Source organism: Micromonospora vulcania (genome assembly GCF_042658605.1).
In the GTDB taxonomy this organism is placed as follows: domain Bacteria; phylum Actinomycetota; class Actinomycetes; order Mycobacteriales; family Micromonosporaceae; genus Micromonospora; species Micromonospora vulcania.
The window spans coordinates 387,241-409,463 of record NZ_JBHSQS010000005.1 but is presented as its reverse complement, the minus strand read 5'-3'; the positions used below and the strand labels follow the sequence as shown (position 1 = coordinate 409,463).

General features: G+C 71.1%; 15 protein-coding genes. 11 read left to right on the top strand and 4 right to left on the bottom strand.

Annotated elements, in window-relative coordinates:
* Positions 1 to 111: 111 nt before the first annotated feature.
* From ACFQGL_RS11050 to ACFQGL_RS11035, 4 genes are all read left to right on the top strand, one after another.
* Positions 112 to 1,248, top strand: a complete 1,137-nt coding sequence (locus ACFQGL_RS11050) for a glycosyltransferase (RefSeq protein ID WP_377509386.1) — start codon at positions 112 to 114, stop codon at positions 1,246 to 1,248.
* Positions 1,245 to 2,297 (top strand): glycosyltransferase, encoded by a 1,053-nt coding sequence (locus ACFQGL_RS11045; RefSeq protein ID WP_377509383.1) that lies wholly within the window; start codon positions 1,245 to 1,247, stop codon positions 2,295 to 2,297. Before ACFQGL_RS11050 ends, ACFQGL_RS11045 begins: the two co-directional genes overlap by 4 nt.
* Complete coding sequence (locus ACFQGL_RS11040; RefSeq protein ID WP_377509380.1) at positions 2,294 to 3,784, top strand: glycoside hydrolase family 130 protein; 1,491 nt, start codon at positions 2,294 to 2,296, stop codon at positions 3,782 to 3,784. The genes ACFQGL_RS11045 and ACFQGL_RS11040 overlap by 4 nt, the downstream gene beginning before the upstream one ends.
* Positions 3,785 to 3,912: 128 nt before the next feature.
* On the top strand, positions 3,913 to 4,956 hold the full coding sequence (locus ACFQGL_RS11035) for a fatty acid desaturase family protein (protein ID WP_377509377.1): 1,044 nt from the start codon (positions 3,913 to 3,915) through the stop codon (positions 4,954 to 4,956).
* 65 nt (positions 4,957 to 5,021) lie between these two features.
* Here ACFQGL_RS11035 and ACFQGL_RS11030 read toward each other — a convergent pair whose 3' ends face one another.
* Positions 5,022 to 5,975 (bottom strand): ice-binding family protein, encoded by a 954-nt coding sequence (locus ACFQGL_RS11030; protein ID WP_377509374.1) that lies wholly within the window; start codon positions 5,973 to 5,975, stop codon positions 5,022 to 5,024.
* A gap of 251 nt (positions 5,976 to 6,226) precedes the next feature.
* Here ACFQGL_RS11030 and ACFQGL_RS11025 point away from each other — a divergent pair, with 251 nt between their 5' ends.
* Positions 6,227 to 7,294 (top strand): DUF2855 family protein, encoded by a 1,068-nt coding sequence (locus ACFQGL_RS11025; protein ID WP_377509371.1) that lies wholly within the window; start codon positions 6,227 to 6,229, stop codon positions 7,292 to 7,294.
* 26 nt (positions 7,295 to 7,320) lie between these two features.
* On the opposite strand, the gene ACFQGL_RS11020 is transcribed toward ACFQGL_RS11025, so the two are convergent.
* Positions 7,321 to 8,121, bottom strand: coding sequence for an SDR family NAD(P)-dependent oxidoreductase (locus ACFQGL_RS11020; protein ID WP_377509368.1), 801 nt, complete (start codon positions 8,119 to 8,121; stop codon positions 7,321 to 7,323).
* A 207-nt stretch (positions 8,122 to 8,328) separates the two neighbouring features.
* Here ACFQGL_RS11020 and ACFQGL_RS11015 point away from each other — a divergent pair, with 207 nt between their 5' ends.
* From ACFQGL_RS11015 to ACFQGL_RS11000, 4 genes are all read left to right on the top strand, one after another.
* Complete coding sequence (locus ACFQGL_RS11015) at positions 8,329 to 10,218, top strand: sigma-70 family RNA polymerase sigma factor (protein WP_377509365.1); 1,890 nt, start codon at positions 8,329 to 8,331, stop codon at positions 10,216 to 10,218.
* Positions 10,215 to 10,841, top strand: coding sequence for a DUF305 domain-containing protein (locus ACFQGL_RS11010; RefSeq protein WP_377509361.1), 627 nt, complete (start codon positions 10,215 to 10,217; stop codon positions 10,839 to 10,841). Before ACFQGL_RS11015 ends, ACFQGL_RS11010 begins: the two co-directional genes overlap by 4 nt.
* Before the next feature lie 298 nt (positions 10,842 to 11,139).
* On the top strand, positions 11,140 to 13,032 hold the full coding sequence (locus ACFQGL_RS11005) for an ABC transporter ATP-binding protein (protein ID WP_377509593.1): 1,893 nt from the start codon (positions 11,140 to 11,142) through the stop codon (positions 13,030 to 13,032).
* Positions 13,033 to 13,178: 146 nt separating this feature from the next.
* Positions 13,179 to 13,877, top strand: coding sequence for a FadR/GntR family transcriptional regulator (locus ACFQGL_RS11000; protein ID WP_377509358.1), 699 nt, complete (start codon positions 13,179 to 13,181; stop codon positions 13,875 to 13,877).
* 79 nt (positions 13,878 to 13,956) lie between these two features.
* Here the strand turns inward: ACFQGL_RS11000 and ACFQGL_RS10995 are convergent, their stop codons facing one another.
* Positions 13,957 to 15,276, bottom strand: coding sequence for a M23 family metallopeptidase (locus ACFQGL_RS10995; protein WP_377509355.1), 1,320 nt, complete (start codon positions 15,274 to 15,276; stop codon positions 13,957 to 13,959).
* Between the two features lie 175 nt (positions 15,277 to 15,451).
* Here ACFQGL_RS10995 and ACFQGL_RS10990 point away from each other — a divergent pair, with 175 nt between their 5' ends.
* On the top strand, positions 15,452 to 16,294 hold the full coding sequence (locus tag ACFQGL_RS10990) for a hypothetical protein (RefSeq protein WP_377509353.1): 843 nt from the start codon (positions 15,452 to 15,454) through the stop codon (positions 16,292 to 16,294).
* Positions 16,295 to 16,415: 121 nt separating this feature from the next.
* The gene (locus tag ACFQGL_RS10985) at positions 16,416 to 19,268 is read left to right on the top strand and encodes a hypothetical protein (RefSeq protein ID WP_377509351.1); all 2,853 of its coding nucleotides are present in this window, start codon (positions 16,416 to 16,418) and stop codon (positions 19,266 to 19,268) included.
* Positions 19,269 to 19,369: 101 nt separating this feature from the next.
* Here ACFQGL_RS10985 and ACFQGL_RS10980 read toward each other — a convergent pair whose 3' ends face one another.
* A complete protein-coding gene (locus ACFQGL_RS10980) occupies positions 19,370 to 22,198 on the bottom strand; it encodes an AfsR/SARP family transcriptional regulator (protein WP_377509348.1) in 2,829 nt (942 codons plus the stop codon).
* Positions 22,199 to 22,223 lie beyond the last annotated feature (25 nt).

Here is a 22,223-nt window from a genome sequence, read left to right as displayed (position 1 = left end):
AACCACCCCAGATCCGTTCCGCCGGCCACACACGCAGGCCGGCGTACGCAGTCACCGCGTGAGGTTCGCCGCCGTACCCCGGCAGGGCCGACAACCGGAAGGCCCGACACCATGCCCAGCTACGGATTCCTCAGCACCCACCCACCGACCCGGTGTGGGCTGGCCACCTTCAACTCCGCCCTGGCCACGCAGCTCACTGCCGACGGCACACGCGGCGGCATCGTGCGGGTCGCCGACCGCCGCGACGACCAGCGGGCCGGGCCGGAGGTCGTGCACACCTGGCCGATGCACGCGCCGGCCGGCTGGCGGGACGCCGCAGCCGCCCTGAACACGTTCGACGTGGCCGTCATCCAGCACGAGTTCGGCATCTACCCCGGCGCCGACGGCGAGGACGTCCTGCCGCTGCTGTACCGGCTCACCGTGCCGAGCATCGTCGTCCTGCACACCGTGCTCCGTCAGCCGTCCGCCCGGCAGAAGTCCCTGCTGGAGCGGATCGTCGCGGCCGCCGGGGCGGTCGTCACGATGACCGACACCGCCCGTGACCGGCTGCTCGTCGGCTACGGCGTCGAACCGGGCAAGGTGACGGTCATCCCGCACGGCGCGGACGACCACGTCGACGTGCCCGTCGACCGCAGAACCCGTCCGCACCTGCTGACCTGGGGGCTGCTCGGCCCGGGCAAGGGCATCGAATGGTCGTTGCGTGCCCTCGCACGACTGCAGGACCTGGAGCCGACACCCACCTACACGGTCGCGGGCCGGACCCACCCGAAGGTGATCGAGCACCACGGCGAGACGTACCGGTCGGGCCTGCACCGGCTCGGTGCCCAACTGGGAGTCGCGCACGCCGTCGACTACCAGGACTTCTACCACGGCCAGTCCGCGCTCGCCCGGTTGATCCGCTCCGCCGACGTGGTCGTCCTCCCGTACGACTCCCCGGAACAGGTCACCTCCGGAGTGCTCATCGAGGCGGTCGCCGCCGGGGTGCCCGTCGTGGCCACGGCGTTCCCGCACGCTGTCGAGCTGCTCACCGGTGGACCCGGTCTGGTCGTACCCCATCAGAACCCCGTGGCGCTGGCCGCGGCGATCCGGCGGGTCCTGACCGAACCGGGTCTGGCGCACCGGCTCGCCGGCCGCGTCCGGCCGCTGGCCGCGCATGTGCGCTGGCCGGCGGTGGCAGCCCGCTACGGCATTCTCGCCGAGCGGCTGACCGAGGTCCGTCCGCCCGCCGTCAGCGCGGCGTCGGCGTGACCGCGACCACCGGCCGGCCCACCGCGCCGGCCGGTCAGCGCTGGAGGACCGCCCCGGCACCGAGCTTCGCGCACCTGATCCGGATGAGTGACGACACCGGCCTCTTCGAGCACGCCCGCCACGCCATCGTCCGCCGCGAGCACGGCTACTGCACCGACGATGTCGCCCGCGGCCTCGTCGTCACCAGCCGCCAGCCGGAGCCCACCGAGAAGGTGGTCCAGCTCTCGGAGCGCTACCTCGCCTTCCTGACGCACGCGCAGCATGCCGACGGCGCCTTCCACAACCGGCTCGGGCACGACCGGCGGTGGACCGACGCGCCCGGGCTCGGCGACTGGTGGGGCCGGGCGCTGTGGGGGCTGGGCACCGCCGCCGCCCGCAGTCCCGCGGCCTGGGTACGGGAGGAGGCGCTGGTCGCCTTCAGCCGGGGTGCCACGCGGCGCTCCCCAGCTCGGCACGCCATGGCGTTCGCCGGGCTCGGTGCCGCCGAGGTGCTGCGCCGCCACCCGGGCCACGTCGCCGCGGCCGCGCTGCTGAGGGACGCGGCCACCGTGGTCGGTGGTCCCGGCCCCGACCCGCAGTGGCCCTGGCCCGGGCAGCAGTTGAGCTATGCCAACGCGGCCCTCGCCGAGGTGGTCATCGCCGCCAGCCAGTTGCGGCACGGTGGCCCGCCGCTGGACACCGGCCTCCGGATGCTGTCCTGGCTGTGGGACGTCCAACTCCGGCACGGCCGGCTGTCGGTGGTGCCCGTCGGCGGTTGGCGCCGCGGCACCGACCGACTCCGGTACGACCAGCAGCCGATCGAGGTCGCCGCCTTCGCGGACGCCTGTGCCACGGCCGCCACGGTCAGCGGTGACCCCGACTGGGAGACCGGCATTCGACAGGCGATCGGCTGGTTCCTCGGCGAGAACGACGTCGGCACGCCGATGTGGGATCCGGAGACCGGCGGCGGCTACGACGGGCTGACCGCGCACGGACCCAACCTCAACCAGGGCGCCGAATCCACCCTCGCGCTCGTCTCCACCCTGCAGTACGCCCAGCGGTGGTCGTGACCGGGCCGCTGGCCGTCCGGCAGGGCCTCACCCTCACCCCGGATCCACTCCGAGTCATCGTCAAGCTCTTCGTCCCGGGTGAGGACGACGCCGTGGTCCGCACCCGCGCGCGGGCGCTGATCGACCGTATCGCCGGTCTCGACGAAGAGGAGACCGGCCGGCTGCTGAGGGACACCTTCGACCGCTTCGGAGCCCGGCACCGAGATCTGGCCGACACGTTCCAGCATCATTACCGCCTGGTCCGGCACCGCGCGGCCCAGGCGCGCGCCCTTTCCCCCACCAGCCGGCTCCTGGTCGGCGCCTACTTCAGCCACGAGTACGCGGTCGAATCCGCAGCCCTGTGCAACCCCTCGATGGTGGCCCACCCCGACCAGACCGACCTGCACGCCGGGCAACTGCGCGTGGCGGTCAGCCTGCGTCAGATCGGCGAGGGCCACCTGTCGTCCATCGGGTTCGCCACCGCGGTCCTCGGACCCGGGCACCACCTCACCGTCGCCGACCGTCGCGGCCCTCTGGTCGTCGGACAGCGGATGGGCGTACGACACCGTCGGGACCTGCTCGCGGCCGGCCTGGCCGAGGAGGACTGCGACAACGAGGTCACCGCCACGGTGCTGGACGCCCTGCCCGAGCGGTACGGCGAGGCCACCTTCGAGCGGGTGCTCGGCGACCTGCCGCCGGACCTGCTCTCCCGCAGCACCGGCATGGGCACCCTGGAACGACTGCGCCGCACCAACGCCGCCAGCTACGCCACCAGCTTCCCCGCCGACACGGCACTGCACGAACGGGTGCTCTGGCCGGCCACCCCGGCCGAGAGCAACGGCATGGAGGACGCCCGGTTCGTCAGAACCGTGGACGAGTCCGGCTCGGTGTACCGGGCCACCTACACCGCCTACGACGGACGGAGCATCGCCACCCGGGCGCTGGCCAGCAGGGACCTGCGGCGCTTCGAGATGACCCCGATGCGCGGACCGGGCGCTCGGAGCAAGGGGGTCGCGCTGTTCCCCCGTGCCGTCGGTGGTCGGCACCTGGCGCTGTGCCGTACCGACGGCGAGACCATCGGTCTGACCTGCCGGGGCGGCGAGAACCGGTGGCAGGCTCCGGTGCCGCTGCACGCTCCCCGGGACGGATGGGAGCTCATCCAGGTCGGCAACTGCGGATCACCCATCGAGACCGACGCGGGTTGGCTCGTACTCACCCACGGTGTCGGCCCGATGCGCCGGTACGCCATCGGCGCGCTCCTGCTCGACCTGCATCGACCGGAGCGTGTCGTGGCACAGCTCCCCGGCGCGCTCCTGGCGCCCGACGACGCCGACCGGAACGGGTACGTTCCCAATGTCGTCTATTCGTGCGGCGGGCTCGTCCACGCCGGCGAGCTGTGGTTGCCGTACGGGGCCAGTGATGCCCGGGTCGGTTTCGCCACCGTTCCGTTGGCGGCCCTGCTCGCCGCGATGGCGGAGTTTCCGCCGCCGAACTCGGGGGACGCGTGAGTGCCAGCCGTCGGGGTTCTTTTCCTTCCTGGGGCCCAATCGGCCCAATCCGGCGTCGCGGGCCCGGCGATCGCCGAGACTGGGGGTGGCCTGACGCGGGAGGACAACGACCGGCGGGAGCAGTCATCGTGAGCGAAACCAGCCTCGGCGTCGACCCCCGACGGGGCAGCGACTACGCGGACCTGTCCCGACAGATCCGAGCGGAGGGCCTGCTCGATCGACGGCCGGGCCACTACGCCGTCCGGACCGGCCTCGTCGTCGGGGCCTTCGTGGGGCTGGGGGTTCTGTTCGTCCGACTGGGTGAGTCGTGGTGGCAGCTCGGTGTGGCGGTGGCCCTCGCGGTGGTCATCGCGCAGGCCGGGTTCCTCGGCCATGACGCCGGGCACCGGCAGATAGCGAGCTCACGCCGGGTCAACGACCTGATCGGCATCGTGCACGCCAACGTGCTGACCGGGATCAGCTACGGCTGGTGGGTGGACAAGCACAACCGGCACCACGCCCACCCGAACACCGAGGGCAAGGACCCCGACATCAGTGTGGCTCCGCTGTCCTTCACCACCGACCAGGCCAGGAGGCGGCGTGGCCTGGGTGCCCTGTTCGCCCGGCACCAGGCGTACCTCTTCTTTCCGCTGCTCCTCCTGGAGGGTCTGCATCTGCACGCCATCAGCGTGGGGGCCGTCCTTGGCCCGCGTCGCATCGCGCGTCGACCGGTCGAAGCCGGGCTGCTGGCCCTGCACCTGGGCGGCTATCTCACCGCCGTCTTCCTGGTGCTGAGCCCCGTGCAGGCGATCGCGTTCATCCTCGTCAACCAGGGTCTGCTGGGCCTCTACCTCGGCTGTTCCTTCGCCCCGAACCACAAGGGCATGCCGATTCTCGGCGCCGAGGACAACCTCGACTACCTGCGCCGGCAGGTCCTCACCTCCCGTAACGTCCGGGGCGGCTGGTTCCTCGACGCGGCGCTGGGTGGCCTCAACTACCAGATCGAACACCACCTCTTCCCGAGCATGCCGTGCCCCAATCTGCGCCGCGCGCGGCCGTTGATCCAGCGGTTCTGCGCCGAGCACGACATCAGCTACCACGAGACAAGTCTCGGCCGCTCCTGGGCGGAGGGCCTGCGCCACCTGCACACCGTCACCTCCGATCGAACGGATGTGGACGCGGCGGTCCGCTGACGGGCCACCTCCGAACAGCGGAGGGTGCGCCCCGGCGGCCGTCACCGGCCGCCGGGGCGCACCGCTCAGGACTCGGTCGTCCGGCGTCGGTAGAGCAGCAGTAGGGCCGCGCCGCTGGCGACGGCGATGCTGCCGATTCCGGTCAGGATGGGCAGCAGGGCGCTACCGCCGCTGCCGCCGGTGACGGGCAGTTCGGTACGGGTGGGCCTTGCCGTGGGCTGGCCGGTCGGCGTGCCGGTGGGCGGTCCGGTCGGCGTACCCGTGGGTGTGCCGGTCGGTGTGCCGGTGGGTGTGCCGGTCGGCTGGGTCGGTGTGCCCGTGGGCTGCAGGCAGACCGGGGCGTTGATGGTGTTGGTCTGCAGGGTGACCGCACCGGTCTGGGCCAGCGCGCGGCCCTGGAGGGTGGCGCCCGTGAGCATGGAGATCGAGGTCTGGGCCAGGATGTTGCCCATGAACCGGGTGCCGGTGCCGATGGTGGCCGAGCTGCTCACCTGCCAGTAGACGTTGCAGGGCGTGGCCCCGTTGATGAACAGGACGCTGCTGTTGGCGGCGGTGACGAGGGTCGAGTCGATCTGGAAGATGAACACCGCCGCCGGGTCGCCCTGGCTGTTGAGGGTCAGGGTCCCGGTCAGTTGTGCGGCGCCGATCCGGTACACGCCCGGAATCAGGGTCGTGCCACCCAACTCCGCGGGCAGGTTGGTGAACGGCGTCCGGCCGGCGGCATCGTTGTAGGCGGTGGTCAGGTCGTTCTTCGCCTGCAACGCGACCGCGTCCCCGAGGTGGGTCTCCCCGGCGACGAGTCCTGGCGGGAAGCCCGGGTTGGTGTTGCCGGGGCTGACACCGAGGCTCTGTGCCAGGAAGCTCGGCCCGGTGTTGGTGACCGTGGTGCCGGCCAGCACGGAGAAGTCGGCTGCCGTGCCCAGGCCGACCGGTGCCTCGGCGGCGCTGGCGCCGGTGCCGCTGAAGATCAGTACGGCGACGGCCAGGCTGCTGGCGGCGACGGCCCCCAGTGCGGACATGGCCGCGCGTCGAGGATGGCGCAATAGGTTGGTTGTCAAGATGTGCCCTTTCGCGAATGCGTTTCACCAGACGCTCGTAAGGGGCGGCGGGGGGAACCGCCCAAATCCGCAGGTGTACGTAATCGGACTTTGGCACACGTAAGCCGGTAAAGTTTGCATAACGGTTCAGATCGGATGTCATAGTCGCGTGAGTGGGATTTTGCACTGACAGTGCACTTGTCTCCCTCTGTGCGGCTGTCTAGCGTCACACCATGGCTGACTCCTGGACCTTCGCCGTGGGCCGCGACGACCTCGGGCGGACCACACTCGCCGACGGCGCGACACCGGACCTGTCCGAGGGTGAGGCGCTGTTGCGGGTGGATCGGGTCGGTCTCACCGCCAACAACGTGACGTACGCGGTGCTCGGCGTTGCGATGCGGTACTGGGAGTTCTTCCCACCCGGCCCTCGCGGGCTCGGGCCGCAGTGGGGGCTTCCGCCACTGTGGGGTTTCGCCGAGGTGGTCGAGTCGACGGTCGCGGGGCTCGCGGTGGGGCAGCGGGTCTACGGCTACCTTCCGCCCGCCGGGCACCTGGTGGTACGACCGGACCGGGTGGACGCGTCCGGGTTCCGCGACGCGAGTGAGCATCGGGCCGCGCTGCCCTCGCCGTACAACGTCTACCGGTCGACCACCGGGGACCCGGCCTACCGCGCCGACCAGGAGGACCTGCTGGTCCTGTTCCGGCCGCTGTTCTTCACCTCCTTCATGCTGGCCGACCAGGTCCTCGACAACGACTGCTACGGGGCGACGTCGCTGGTGCTGTCGTCGGCGTCCAGCAAGACCGCGTACGCCGCCGCGTTCGAGCTGCACGGACGCGGCCCACGCCTGGTGGGGCTCACCTCGCCGGGCAACCTCGCGTTCACGCGGTCACTGGGCTGCTACGACGCTGTCGTGTCGTACGACGACATCGCCACCCTCGACGTGGTCCCGACCGTCTACCTCGACCTGTCCGGTGCGCCCTCGACCCGCACCGCCCTGCGCGGGCGCCTCGGCGACCAACTCGTCCGGGACATCGCGGTCGGGCTCACCAACCAGACGCCGAACGCCGACGCCGCCGAGGAGGTGTTCTTCGCACCGGTGCAGATGCGCAAGCGCAGCCTGGACTGGGGTCGCGACGGGCTCGACCAGCGGTTCACCGACGCGTGGCGACGGTTCGCCGAGGTGGTGGGCGGGTGGCTCGACGTTCGAGCGGGTGCCGGCCCGGATGCTCTGCGGGACGCGTGGCTCGAGGTCCTCGCGGGTCGTACGCCACCTCGGGTGGGACACGTCATCCAGCTGTGAGTGGCTGAGCACCAGGGTCGGCCCGACTACGGGACGATCGCGTCGACGTAGCCGCCGTCGACCCGGACCGCCGCGCCGGTCGTGGCGGAGGCGAGGGGCGAGGCGAGGTAGGTGACCATGTTGGCGATCTCCTCGGGCTCGATCAGCCGCTGAAGCAGCGACTGCGGCCGGTGCTGGCGCATGAACTCCCGCTGCGCCTCCTCCCACGGCAGGTCGTCGCCCACCAGTTCGGCGACGAAGCCCTCGACGCCCCCGGTGTGGGTGGGCCCGGCGAGCACCGAGTTGACGGTCACGCCGGTGCCGGCGGCAGCCTTCGCGAACCCGCGTGAGACGCCGAGCAGGGCCGTCTTGGACACGCCGTAGTGGATCATCTCGGCCGGAATGACGACCGCCGAGTCGCTGGCGATGTACTGCACCCGCCCCCAGCCGCGCTCCATCATCCCGGGCAGGTAGGCGCGGGTCAGCCGTACGCCGGCCAGCACGTTGACCTCGAAGTAGCGCCGCCACTCGTCGTCGGAGATCTCCAGCGCGGGAGTCGGGCCGAAGATGCCCAGGTTGTTGATGAGGATGTCGACGGTGGGCAGCAGGTCGAGCGTCCGCGCCGTGCCCTCGTCGCTGGCCACGTCGGCGTCGATCTCGATCACGTCGGCACCGGGCACCTCGGTGCGCAACGTGTCCGCCGCCCGCCGCACACCGGCGGCGGCACGGCCGTTGACGGCCACCCGGGCTCCGGCGCGGGCGAGCGTGGTGGCGATGGCGGCACCGATTCCCTGCGTCGACCCGGTGACCAGCGCGGTCCTACCGGTGAGATCGATCTGCACGACCATGGGTGTCCTGTTCGTCGGTCCCGGGTGGGGAGGCTGCCGGCGGCACTTTCGACCGTAACGGTGGCGGTCGTACCCGGCAGCCTGGCGCTGAATCGAAATCCCTCCGAGAATTCCGTAATCCGACCCGTCACCGCTGGTCTCCGATCAAGGGGCCGACGGGTACACCGCTTCATCGTCCCGTGACCGAGCGCAGGAGGAGTGAGACCCATGTCGTCGACCGGTCGGGGAGTGCCCGATACCGGGTTGGTCGTCGCGGCCCGGCAGGGCGACCAGCGCGCCCTCAATGATGTCGTGGCGGCGGCGCTCCCGCTGGTCTACAACATCGTCGGGCGGGCGCTTCGCGGCCACGCCGACGTCGACGACGTGGTCCAGGAGACCCTGGTACGGGTGATTCGCCACCTGCCGGCGCTCAACGAGCCGGCGGCGTTCCGGTCCTGGCTGGTGGCGATCACGATCCGTCAGGTGCGCGACTGGGAACAGCGCCGACGCCTCGCCCTCAACCGCGACGCCGGCCTCGACGCGATCCACAACGTGCCCGACCCCGCCTCCGACTTCGCGGGGATGACCATCCTCCGGCTCGGTCTCACCGACCAACGGCGGGAGGTCGCCGAGGCGACCCGCTGGCTCGACCCGGACGACCAGGAACTGCTCTCGCTCTGGTGGTTGGAGGAGACCGGCGCGCTGACGCGTACCGAGGTCGCCGACGCGCTCGGGATCTCGCCCGGGCATGTCGCGGTGCGGATCCACCGGATGAAGGAGCAGATCCAGAGCGCCCGGGCCGTCGTCCGCGCGCTGCGGGCCCGGCCCGGTTGCCCGGAGTTGCGTGCCGCCACCGCCGGGTGGGACGGCAGCGCGAGTCCGCTGTGGCGCAAGCGGCTGGCCCGGCACGTCCGGGACTGCGCTGCCTGTGGACCCCTGGGCACCACCCTGCTGCCGATCGACCGGCTGCTCGCCGGTCTGCCGCTGCTGCCGTTGCCGGCGAGCCTCAGCGCCCACTTCCCAAGCGCGACCCTTCCCCCGACCGGCGCGGAGGCCGCCGGCCATCAGGCCCTGGACCAGGCGGCCGGGCACGGCGCCGGGACGACCTCGTCCGGCGGTGTGCCCACCGATGCGGACGGTGGGCAGAGCCTCGTCAACCTGGCCGTGAACCGACCGCGTGGCCTGCTGCCATCGCTCGCCGTGGGTACCACCGCGGTCGTGCTCGCCATCACCGCGCTGGTCGTGTTCAAGCCGGACGACTCGTCGCCACCCTCGTGGGCCGCCCCGCCGTCGGCGACACCCAACGCCCTGCCGTCCCCGAGCGGGGCGGCGCCCACGCCCAGCGCGCGACCCTCGTCGAAGGCCCCTGCCGTGCCAGCGGTCAGCTCCGGGCGCAAGGGTGTCGGGGTGTGGAACTTCGCCGGGGTCAACCAGGCATTGGCCAACTCGAAGGCCGGCTGGTACTACACCTGGGGGACCGAGCACCCCGGGGTCACCACTCCGCGGGGCGTGACGTTCGTGCCGATGATCCGTAGCGCGGAGAACGTGACCACCGCCGAGCTGGCACGGGCGAAGGCGGCCGGGCCGTACCTGCTCACGTTCAACGAGCCGGACATGCCCGAGCAGGCGAACATGACCGTCGAGCAGGCGTTGGACCTGTGGCCGCGACTGATGGCGACCGGCAGCACGCTGGGCAGCCCGGCGGTCGCCTGGGGTGGCGCGGACCAGCAGAGCTGGCTGGACCGGTTCATGAGCGGCGCAGCCTCACGCGGCTACCGGGTGGACTTCATCACCCTGCACTGGTTCGGCGCCGAATTCGCCACCAGCACCGCCGTGAACCAACTCAAGCAGTACCTCCAGGCCGTGTACCAGCGGTACAAGAAGCCGATCTGGCTGACCGAGTTCGCGCTGATCCGGTTCACCGGCGGCCAGCAGTTCCCCAGCCAGGAGCAGCAGGCGGCGTTCCTCACCGCGGCCACCACCATGCTGGGTCGACTCTCCTACGTGCAGCGCTACGCCTGGTTCGGGCTACCCGCCACCGACAAGGACCGCTCCGGGCTGTTCCGTGGTGCCACCGACGCGACCCTGGTCGGCCGTGCGTTCCAGGCGGCCCGGTGAGCACCGCGGGATCCGCGCGCGGCGCCCGGGCCTGGCGCATCGTCGGCGTCGTCGCGACCCTCGTGACGACGGCCCTGGTCGTCGCTCTCGCACAGGGCTGGGGTCGTAGCGACCGGATCGGGGCACCCCCGCCGACTCCGACGGCGTCGCCGACGCCGCCAGCGCCGACCGCGCCGGTGGTGCTCAACGGCACCGACGACGCCTTCATCCAGCTGCTGATCCCGATGAACGAGGGTGCCCTCACGCTCATCGACTACCTCGACACCCGTACCGCGGACACGGACCCGCCACTGCGAGCCGTCACCGACCAGATCAGGGCCGCGCACCGGACCGAGGTACGCGAGCTGCGTGAGCTGTTGGCAGCCGGCAACGTTCCCGAGCAGAACATCCACGAGGGGCACCAGATGCCCGGCATGGTGACCGACGTGAGCCTCGCCGAGCTGCGGGCCGCGCCCGGCGCACAGGTGCGGTCCCGGGCGGTGGCCCTGATCCGGGCACACCTTGAGCAGATCGTGCTGCTGTGCCGTGGTGAGCAGGACGCAGGCGCCAGCCCGGAACTGAAGGCGCTGGCCGCCCGGATGCAGCAGGCCCGGGCAGCCGAGCTGAGCGCACTGGCCAGCTGACCCGGTCCCGCCACCAGCCCGGTCGACGCTGGCGCGGAACTCGTGTTGGCCGCGAAATCACCCGTTCGTTGCGGAGTCGACCCTCGCCAAGGGTGGTGACGATAGGTAATCATATCGATGCCCTGAGTGTTCGGGGTGGGGGATTACGCCCGCGCCAACCGAGGTCAGCTCTCGTGGCTGTCCCGACCAGGAGGTGAGCCCCGTGACCGAAACCGCCACGGAACCCGGACGTCGTACCCAACAGCAGCCGCGGCCAGGCCCCGTCTCGGCCGAGTCGGTGTTGCCGGAGCTGCGGGCGATGTGGTGGGAGACCGGAGTGCGGGCCCGGGCCGAGGTCGGTGTGTTCGCCGTCTTCGCGGAGCTGCCCCGGCTGGTGCTCGCGGCGGTGGGTATCAGTTGGCGGGCGGACCGGCTGCGTACCAGCGTGGTGGCCGCCGCGACGGTCGGTGCCGGGGTGATGGCCGCATTCGGGCTGCTGGCGGCGCAGCGGGTGCTGGTGGAGCTGTTCGCCGGCGGCCCGACCTCGGACAAGGTGCTCGCCGCGTTGCCCGCGCTGGCGGCCCTGGCGGCGGCGACCGCGCTGCGCGCCGGCATGGGCATCGCCACGGGGTACGCGCAGAACGGCCTCACCCCCCGGGTGAGCCGTGAGGTGGAGCGCGGCCTGTTCGAGGTGAGCACGGCCGTGCGGCTGGAGGCGTTCGACGCGGACTCGTTCGCCGACGACATGGAGCGGGCCTCTCGCGGCACCGAGTCGGCGATCTTCCTGGTTCAGGCGTCGTTCAACCTGCTGGCCGGGCTCGCCGGGTTGCTGGCCGTGGCGGTCGCCGTCATCGTCATCCACCCGCTGCTGCTCCTGGCGCTGCTGGTCGCCACGCTGCCGAACGCGTGGGCGTCGCTGCGGGCGGGGCACCTGCGGTACCGGACGTACACCGCCGGTTCGGTACGGCGACGCAGGCTGTGGCTGCTGCACCGGCTGATGGCCGAACGCGACTCGGCACCGGAACTGCGCTCGTACGGGCTGCGTCGGTTTCTGCTCGACCAGTACGACCGGGTCATGGGTGTGGAGACGGACATCCAGCTCGCCCTGGCCCGCCGGGTCACCACGACCACCACTGTCGGCGCGTTGATCGGTGGTGTCGCGACCGGCGTCGTCTACGTCCTGCTCGGCCTGCTCCTGGTCGACGGGCAGATTCCACTCGCCGCCGCGGCGACCTGCGTGATCGCGGTGCAGTCCGCGCAGCGTTCGCTCGCCGTCGTCACGTTCCAGGTCGACCGCGTCTACACCGAGGGCCAGCACTTCGGCGACTACACCGGGTTCATGAACCGGGCTGTCGACTACCTGCCCGACCGCGCCGACGAATCCTCCTCCCGGGTTGCTGCCGAACGGCTGCGCCGGCTGGTCGTCAACGAGGTCAGCCTGCGTTACCCGGACCGGGACAGCGCCGCCGTCGACGGTGTGACGCTGACGATCGAGGCGGGGCAGACCGTGGCATTCGTGGGCGAGAACGGTTCGGGCAAGACCACGCTCGCCGCGCTGATCGCCGCGCTGCGCGTACCGACGTCGGGCGTCATCGAGTGGAACGGCCGGCCGCTGGCCGAGTGGGACATCGCCGGGCTGCGTAGCCGCATCGCGGTGGTCACCCAGGAATACCACAAGTGGCCGTTCACGGCCGCGACGAACATCGCCATCGGCGACATCGACGCCGAGGCGCGGCAGGACCGGATCGAGGCCGCCGCCGGCCGGGCCGTCGCCCACGACATGATCGAAGAACTACCCCATGGGTACGAGACGCTGCTCGACCGGACCTTCGCTAAGGGGCAGGACCTCTCGGGCGGGCAGTGGCAGCGCATCACCGCTGCCCGGGGCTTCCTGCGCGACGCCGAACTGCTGATCATGGACGAGCCGTCCTCCGCGCTCGACCCGCGCGCCGAGGACGCCCTGTTCCAGGCCATCCGGGATCGTCAGGGCCACGCGACGACGATCCTGATCACGCACCGGCTGGCCAACGTCCGCCACGCCGACCGGATCTTCGTCCTGCACCACGGTGCCCTGGTCGAGGCCGGTGGTCACGACGACCTCATGGCCGCCGGCGGCCGGTACGCCGAGCTGTTCACCCTCCAGGCGGCCGGCTACGACGCCACCCGGACCGAGAGCACGCCGATCCCGCAACCCCGACCGGCCGACTCCTGACCGTCACCGCTTGGCCCACGTCGCGTGAAGGTGGGCGCACTTTCGGGGAAAGTGCCGCATCCCGGTCTGTCGAAACAGCACTTTCCCCGGAAGTTGCGCGAATCTTGGCCTGACTGCGAGACATCGGATGTCCGGGAGGCGACGACGTGCCGGTTACCGACGAGGCGATCGACAAGATCAAGGCGATGATCGTCCAGGGCGAGCTGGGTCCGGGTTCTCGGCTGCCCAGGGAGGCCGACCTCGCCGAACGACTGGGGCTCTCCCGCAACTCGCTGCGCGAGGCGGTGAAGGCGTTGTCGCTGATCCGGGTGCTGGACGTGCGGCAGGGGGACGGCACCTACGTGACGAGCCTCGAACCGGCTCTGCTCCTGGACGCCATCGGGTTCGTCGTCGACTTCCACCAGGACGACACGGTGCTGCAGTTCCTGGAGGTACGCCGTGTCCTCGAACCGGCGGCGACCGAGCTGGCCGCGATCCGGATGACCGACGGTGAGATCGCCGGCCTGCGGACGATTCTCGCCGAGTTGGGTGACACGCCGACGGTCGAGGCGTTGGTGGCGAACGACCTGCGGTTCCACAACCACATCGCGGCCGGTTCCGGGAACAGCGTGCTCTGCTCACTGATCGACAGCCTCTCCGGGCCGACGACGCGGGCACGGGTCTGGCGCGGGCTCACCCAGGAGGGCGCCGTGCGGCGTACGCGGGAGCAGCACGAGGCGATCTGCGAGGCGATCGAGGCACGTCAACCCGAGGTGGCGCGGGCCTGGGCGACGGTGCACGTCGCCGGTGTCGAGCAGTGGCTCCGCAACGCGCTCGGCGGCCCCGAATCGCTACCGCCGGCCTGACCAGGCACCGGCGCCCCTCGGCGGCGACGAGGACGGACGGCTGCGGGGACCTCCGGCCCGGGAGGTCCCCGCAGCCGTGTCAGGCGGAGTAGATGAGCTTGACGCCGTTCAGTGCCAGTGCCGCCGCCGTGGACCCGACGATCCCGCTGTTGAGGTTGCTCCAGCCGTTGTTGCTGGCGGCCTCGTGCACGTAGCCGCCGACGACGGAGTAGATGTGTTTCACGCCGTTGAGGTTCAGTGCGGCCAGGGCGGTGCCCTGTGCGCCGGAGATGCCGGTCCACAGGTTGGTCCAGCCCGCGTTGCTGGCGGCCTCGTAGACCCGGCCGCCGTTGAGGCTGTAAATGATCTTCGTGGATCCCAGGGCGATGGCCGCTACCGCCGACGCCGGGATGCCCGTGTTCAGGTTGCGCCAGGCGTTGGCGCTGTGCGCCTCGTGCACGTAGCCGCCGACGATGCTGTAGACGTACTTGACCCCGGCCACCTGGATCACCGAGATCGAGGAGGAGCCGACACCCGCGATGCCGGTGTTGAGGTTGCTCCAGTCGTTGTTGCTGGCGGCCTCGTGCACGTAGCCGCCGACGACGGAGTAGATGTGTTTCACGCCGTTGAGGTTCAGTGCGGCCAGGGCGGTGCCCTGTGCGCCGGAGATGCCGGTCCACAGGTTGGTCCAGCCCGCGTTGCTGGCGGCCTCGAAGATCCGGCCGCCGTTCAGGCTGTAGACGATCTTCGTGGAGCCGACCGTGATCGCGGTCGCCGCCGTGCCGGTCACCGCACCGGAGCTGCCCGAGATCGGCAGCGGCCGCCAACCGTTGTTGCTGGCCGCCTCGAACACCTGACGCGGTTGTCCCACCGGGTTCTGCTGGATGTAGACCAACGGGCTGATGTACGTGCCGGACGGGTCGATCATGTGCCAGTGCAGGTGCGGACCGGTCGAGCTGCCCGAGCCGGGTGCGCCGGCCGCGCCGCCGGAGAGCCCGACGATCGCGCCCGCGCCGACGCTGGCACCGTTACCGAGCAGGAACTGCGACAGGTGCAGGTACTGGCTGCGGTAGCCGTCCGCGTGATGGATCGTGACGGTGTGCCCGCCATCGCCGTTGTACGGGATGTTCTGGATCGTGCCGGCGCCGCAGGCGGGCAGTGCCGTGCCCACCCCCATGCCGAAGTCGATGCCGCCGCGCGAGCCACGACGCAGGTGGCCCTCCCAGGTGTCCGTGATCGGGTAGGCGCTGAACGGGTTGTAGATGGCCGGTGCCGCGTACGCGGTGCCGGGCCGCAACGCCCCGCCCACGGCCACCGCCCCCGCGCCGAGCGTCGCCGCGCGCAACACCGTGCGCCGACGTACGCCGGGTGGAGGTGCGCTGCCGTTCCCGCAGCAGTCGAGTTCGTCGCCTTGCCTCATTCGCGCTCCTTGTACGGCCGGGTGATCACATCCAACGGCAGACGGGAGGCACGTGGCCCATGCATCCGTAGATGGATGTGGATGTTGCGTCATCCTGCGGCACTGGCGATCGTTAGGCCACTCCCATCGCGGTAAGCGCGGTGACCGATCGAGGGGCCAGTGGGTGCACGTCAGCATGGCGACCAGTGCCGGCACGACCGGCCGGCCGAACGAGGACTTCGTCGGCGCGGTTCCCGGCGTCGTCGTACTGCTGGACGGTGCCGGCATCCCGGGAGCGGAATCAGTCTGCTCGCACGGCGTCGCCTGGTACACCCATCGGCTCGGCGGTGCGCTGCTCGGCCGGTTGTCACGCGGCGACGGGCAGGACCTCGCGGTGATCCTCGCCGCCGCGATCGGCGAGACGGCCGCCCTGCATCGGGACACCTGCGACCTCGCGAACCCCAGCAGCCCGCAGGCGACCGTGGCGATCGTCCGAGCCCACCACGGACGCCTCGACCACCTCCTGCTCGCGGACTCGTTCCTCGTCCTCGACCAGGTCGGTCCTGGCCCGCAGGTCATCACCGACGGGCGTGAGGTCGCCGCCAGACGCGCCTGCTCAGCGCCCCTGGACGGCGTTCCCACCGGAACTCCGGAGTACGACCGCATCCGCGCAGCCTGCGCCGAAGCGCTGCGGGCCCGTCGGAACCAGCCGGGCGGTTACTGGATCGCCAAGGATGATCCGTGTGCGGCGCAGGAGGCGGTGACCGGCAGTCGGCCCCTCTCCGACCTGGACAGCGTCGTGCTGCTCAGCAATGGTGCCAGTCGCATCGTCAGCCCGTACGGCCTGACCGACTGGCCGGGCGTGCTGGACCTGCTCGCCGCCAACGGGCCGGCCGAGCTCATCGGCCGCGTACGTCAGGCCGAAGCCGGTGCCGGTGCCGGTGCGGGAAACCCCGATGACGCCACGATTGCGTACTGCACCGGAATTGCCGACCAGGACGTCCATTTCAGAGCCAGAAACGCCGGAATCAAGCGCTAAACGGTCGAATCGCAGCCTAATTGCAGATTGGATCTCCCGGCGAAAATCTGTCGCCTCGCGTCGTTACGATGACGCGGATCGGCGTCGATCGAGACGCCGTCAGGTGGAGGTACACATCCAGATGAAGCGCATCGGCACCGCGATGCTCGCAACCGCGGTCGGCGTAGCCGCCGTCGTCTTTGCAACCGGCCAGCCGGCCCTCGCCGACACTTCGGTCAATCTACCTCTGTCGAGCTGGGCCTACCTCGACTCGCAGAGCCCGAAGACGAAGTTCGTCAACCCGTCGGTTCCGCCGCCCGTCGGCACGTTGGTCGACAGCGCCGACAAGCCGCACACCTACCGCTCCTACTTCACGTACGACCTGACCCAGCTCAAGGGGTCGGTGGTGCACAACTCCTACCTCTACACCAACGAGGACACGGTCACCGACTGCTCCACCGCCGCGACGATCGAGGTGTGGCGGACGGCCCCGGTCAAGAGCGGGACGTCGTGGAACAACCCGCCGGCAGAGCTGGAGAAGCTGGCCACGGCCAGCCGGGGGGCGGGTGCCTGGTACTGCCCCGACTACCTGGGCTTCAGCATGGTGTCGACGCTCAACGCCGCACTCAGCCGGCACGAGAAGTCGATCACGGTGGAATACCGGATCACCGCGGCCCAGGAAGCGGACCCGCACGCCGGCCGCACGTTCCAGCAGCCGACGCTGAGTTCCAACTTCAACCACCCGCCGACCGTGACCGACCCGCACCTCGAAGGTCCGACCCGACCGTGTGGCACGCTCAGCAAACCGTCGCCGGCGAGTGCGTCGACCGTGTTCAAGGCCACCGCCAACGATCCCGACGAGGGCGACTACGCGACGGTCCTCTACGCGATCTGGCCGGTGGACCACCCGGACCAGCGCCGCGAGTTCTACAGCTCCTACAACTTCGGCACAGACCTGAGCCAGTACGCCGACGGCGAGCTTCTCGCCTGGCAGGCCCGGGCCAGCGACTACTACGACGCCGGCCCGTGGAGCAAGGTCTGCCACGTCATCATGGACAAGACGGCGCCGGCGAACCCACCGGCCGTCACGTCGAAGACCTATCCCGAGGGCGACACGCCCGGCGGTGGCACCGGCATCAAGGGCAGGTTCCGCCTCGACGCGGGCGGCGACCGTGACGTCGTCGCGTTCCGCTGGCGTGACTCGAGCGGTTACTCCGGGCAGGTCCAGCCCCGGCGTCCGGGTGGCGCGGCGATCCTCGAATACACCCCGTCGCGGGAGTGGTTCGAGAGCCTCACCATCTACTCGGTCGACGCGGCGGGCAACCCGAGCCCGGAGACGACCTACCGGTTCTGGGTCGCCGACACCGCACCGAGCGCGCAGATCGAGTTGGGCGGGGTGGGGCTGCCGAGCACGATCACGCTGACCGCGCGGAAGCCCGAGACGACCGCCTTCGGTTATCAGATCAAGGGTGGCCCGGAGACCCGGGTGCCGGCCGTCGACGGCAAGGCCACCGGTCAGCTGACCTTCACCGAAGCGGGTGAGGTCGAGGTCGTCGTCAGCAGCTACGCGAAGAACAAGCTGATCGGTCAGGACACCCTGCGGATCTCGGTGACCGACGCCCCCAGGGTCGAGTCGGCCGAGTTCAACCTCGACAGTGACCAGATCGCCGGCAAGACCGGCTCGTTCACGTTCAGGCCGCGCAACAGTGACGTCGTCGCGTACGAATGGATGTTGGACGGCACCTCGCAGACCGTTCCGGCGGCGGCGGACGACACCGCCGTGGTGCCGTGGACGGCGACCGCGGGATGGCACACGATGGTCGTGCGGTCCGTTCGGGCGGACGGCTCCACGTCGAGGGAGACCTACTACGAGTTCGGCGTCATCGACCCGGTGCCGACCGCATACGCGCCGACGCTCGAATACCTGACGCGGATCGACGGCGTCGGCCTGCCGGTGCACTTCTACCTGCGCAGCCAACTGCCGAACGTGACCGGCTTCGCCTACCGTCTCGACGGTGGTCCGGAGGTCGTCGTGGACGGCGACGGGAGCGCCGAGATCGACGTCACGCCGACGCACACCGGTGACAACACCCTGGTCTTCCAGGCGCTGCTGGCCGATGGCACCCGGTCGCCGGAGAAGAGCTTCACCTGGCAGCCGTTCGAGGCGCCGGTCGTCACGACCGACCCCCCGAACGGCGGTGCGGCGGCTCAGCCGATGACGCTGACGTTCCGCTCGGTGCTGCCGAACACCAAGGAGTTCCGCTACTCGCTCGACTTCGGCGAATACCAAACCATCGCGGCCGGGTCGGACGGCACGGCGACCGTGTCGTTCACCCCGCAGTGGGACGGCTGGTTCTCGGCGAGGGTCACCAGCGTCGCCGAAGACGGGACGACGTCGCCGGAGCGCGAGCTGACCGTCCCGGTCCGCGACACGCGGGTCTCGGTCTGGAGCCCCTACAACGAGTGGAGCCCGACCGGTGGCATCGGCGTCCCCGGTGAGTTCGGCTTCAGCACCTCGTGGACGCCGGAGGTGGTGGAGTACCGCTACCGGCTCAACGACGGGCCCGAGCTGAGCGTTCCCATCGGCGACAGCTGGAACACCCTGATCACGATCGTGCCGGACCGCAACGGGCTCAACATGCTCACCGTGCAGGGACGCACCGCGGACGGCCGGCTCTCGCCGGTCACCGAGTACCCGTTCCAGGTCGGCAACGAGCCGTACGTCTACTCCGAGGTCTACCCGCGGGAGAACCTCGGCGGCGGCGTCGGCGTCGAGGGACGGTTCGAGTTCAGCGGCGGCACGGCCGGGATCACGTCGTTCGAGTACACGATCGGCGGCACCGCAGGCACGGTCGACGCCGACGCTCAGGGCCGCGCGTCGATCACCTGGACGCCGACCGAGGCGACCGGCACCTACCTGGTGGTCAAGGGACGCAAGGCGGACGGCAGCACGACCGCCGAGGTCTGGTACCTGATCCTGGTGCGGTCGAGCTGACAGGTCCGCAGCAGGTGGCCGTACGGCCTCGGTAATCGCACCACTGATCGAGTGACGCCCCGCAAGCCGTTGACGGCCTGCGGGGCGTCACCCGTTCCGGGTCAGACGCAGGGTGTCGGGGTGGTGGGGCGTAGGAGTGGGTGGGCCCAGTGGTGGCGGAGGGTGGCGCGGAGCCGGTCGGCGTCGGGGTGGCCGAGCGAGTCGAGGATGTCCAATGCCCGCAGCCAGGCGAGCCGGGCGGCCTCAGGGTCGCCCGCCGCCCGGTGGCTCTCGCCGGCGTGGGTGAGGGTGTCGGCCTCGTAGTAGCGGTCACCGAGGTCCTGGAACAGCGCCACGGCCCGCTGGTAACAGGCGGTGGCCTGCTGGTGGTCGCCCAGATGGTGGTGGGCGTAGCCGAGGCTGTCCCAGGTGTTGGCCTCGCCGAACCGGTCGCCCACCTCGCGCAGCAGGCGTAACGCCCGCTGGCAGTGGTGCAGGGCCTCACCGTGGTTGCGGAGCTGGGCGTACTGCCAGCCGACCGAGTTGAGGGCGCGGGCCTGTAGTGCGCGGTCGCCGACGGCTTCGAACAGGTCGAGCGCGCGTTGGGCGTGGGCCAGCGCCTCCCGATGACGCCCCTGCCGCGAGCAGACCCACGCGATGCTGCGGGCGGTGTGCGCCTGGCCGGGCACGTCGCCGAGTTGGCCGTACAGGCGGGCCGCCTGCCAGAGTTGGGCGTGCGCCTCGGTGTACTGGCCCAGTTGCGCACGGGCACGGCCGAGGCCACGGCGCACACTCGCAGCGGCCCGGCGGTCGGCGAGCAGGTCGGCGGCGGTCAGGGCGATCTCGTGCGTCGCCGCCCAGTCGTGCCAGTGGCCCTTGCGGTCGAAGAAGTCGGCCAGGGTCCAGGCCAGCCGCCAGGCGTGCCCGTACAGCCCGTCGTCGGCGGCCCGGGTGACGGTGTTGAGCAGCACCGGATGCTCCGCGATGAACCACGCCATCGCCTGCTCGGCGTCCACCGGCTCCACCGCCGCGACACCGGGGAGGGCGGGCTCCAGCTCGATCAGGTCGCGGAACGGCTGAAGCAGCCGCGCACCGGCGTACGCGACGTGCAGGTAGGAGTCGAGCAGCCGGCGCACGGCGTCCTGGCGCTCGCCGTCGCTGTCCAGGTCCTGGATCAGCTCGGTCGCGTAGACGCGTAACAGGTCGTGGAGCGCGTACCGGCCGGGCGCGTGTTCGATGAGCAGGTGGGTGCGGGCCAGTTCGGTCAGCAGCGTCCGGGCCTGGCGCACGGCAATGCCGGCGAGGCTGGCCGCCGCGGGTACCGCGATGTCCGGACCGGGGTGCAACCCCAGCAGCCGGAACAAGCGACCGGCCGCCGGGCTCAGGGCCTGGTAGGACCAGGAGAAGACGGCGCGTACGTCGGTGGTCGGGTCGCCGCCGTCGAAGGCGTCCAGCGCGTCGGCCGCGTCGCGTAGCTCGTCGGCCAGTGCGGCCAGCGGGAAGCCGGGACGGGTGGCGGCCCGCGAGGTGGCGACGGCCAGCGCGAGTGGCAGTCGGGCGCAGCTCTCGATGATCTGGTCGACGGCGGTCGGTTCGCCGGCCACCCGGTCACTGCCGAGCCGCCGGGCCAGCAGGTCCCGGGCTTCGGCCGCGGGCAGCAGGTCGAGGGCGAGCGGCTGGGCGCCTTCGCTGGCGACCAGCGAGGTGAGCTGGTTGCGGCTGGTCACCACGGCAACGCAGCCGGCCGAGCCGGGCAGCAGCGGGCGGACCTGCTCCGCGTCGCGGGCGTTGTCGATCACGACGAGGACCCGCCGGCCGGCCAGCAGGCTGCGGTAGAGCCCGGCCTGGGCGGACAGGCCGGCCGGGATGCGTTCCACCGGAACGCCGAGCGCGGCCAGGAAGCCGCGGATCGCGTCGGCGGGGTCGAGCACCGCCCCACCGGCGTCGAAGCCGCGGAGGTTGACGTAGAGCTGACCATCCGGGAAGTGGTCGGCGACCCGGTGGGCCCAGTGCACCGCCAGCGTGGTCTTGCCCACTCCCGGAGTGCCGGAGACAGCGGCGATGACCATCGTCGCCGGATCGGGCTCACCGGGCCAGCCGAGGCGTTCGTCGAGCCAGCGCAGTTCGTCGCGACGACCGGCGAAGGCGCGTACCGCCGGGGGCAGTTGGGCCGGGACGGAGACCCGGCCTGCGACGGCGACCACCTCGCCGGTCGGCGCGGACCAGGCGAGCGCCGGGTCTTGCGACAGGATCGCGTTCTCCCGGTCGCGTAGCGCCGGGCTCGGCTCGATGCCCAGGTCATCGCGGAGCGTGCGGCGCAGCCGCCGGTACGTCGCGAGCGCGTCGGACTGCCGGCCAGCCCGGTAGAGCGCCACCATGAGTTGTTCGTGGATGTGCTCGTCGAGTGGATATTCCTGGGCCAACTGCTCCAACTCCGGCACGAGTTGCGCGTGCTCGCCGAGCGCCAGCCGGGCGTCGGCCAGTGCCCGGACCGCGACGAGCCGCAGGTGTTCCAGGCGTTCGGCCTGCTCGTGCAGCCAGTCCAGGCTGGCGACGTCGACCAGTGATTGGCCCCGCCACAGTTCAAGGGCGCTGGCCAGCACCGTGCGGGCGTGCTCGTGGTCGGTCGACCGGGTGCCCTCGCGGATGAGCCGCTCGGCCACCTCGACGTCGGTGGCCTCGCCCGGCAGGTCCAGCACGTACCCCGGGGAGCGGCTGGCGATCGCGCTCCGGGCACCGATGGTGCGGCGCAGGTAGGAGACGTGGCTCTGCAGGCTGTTGGGCGCGGTCGCGGGAGCCCGATCCCCCCAGATCACGTCGATCAGACGGTCGGTGCTGACGATCACGCCCGGGTGCAGAGCGAGCACCGCGAGAACGCCCTTGCGTCGCAAGCCGGAGACCGTGCGCGCAGTGGCGTCCACGGTCACGTCGACCGGTCCGAGAAGCCTCACTCGCATTGGTCTGCCCCCGCCTCAA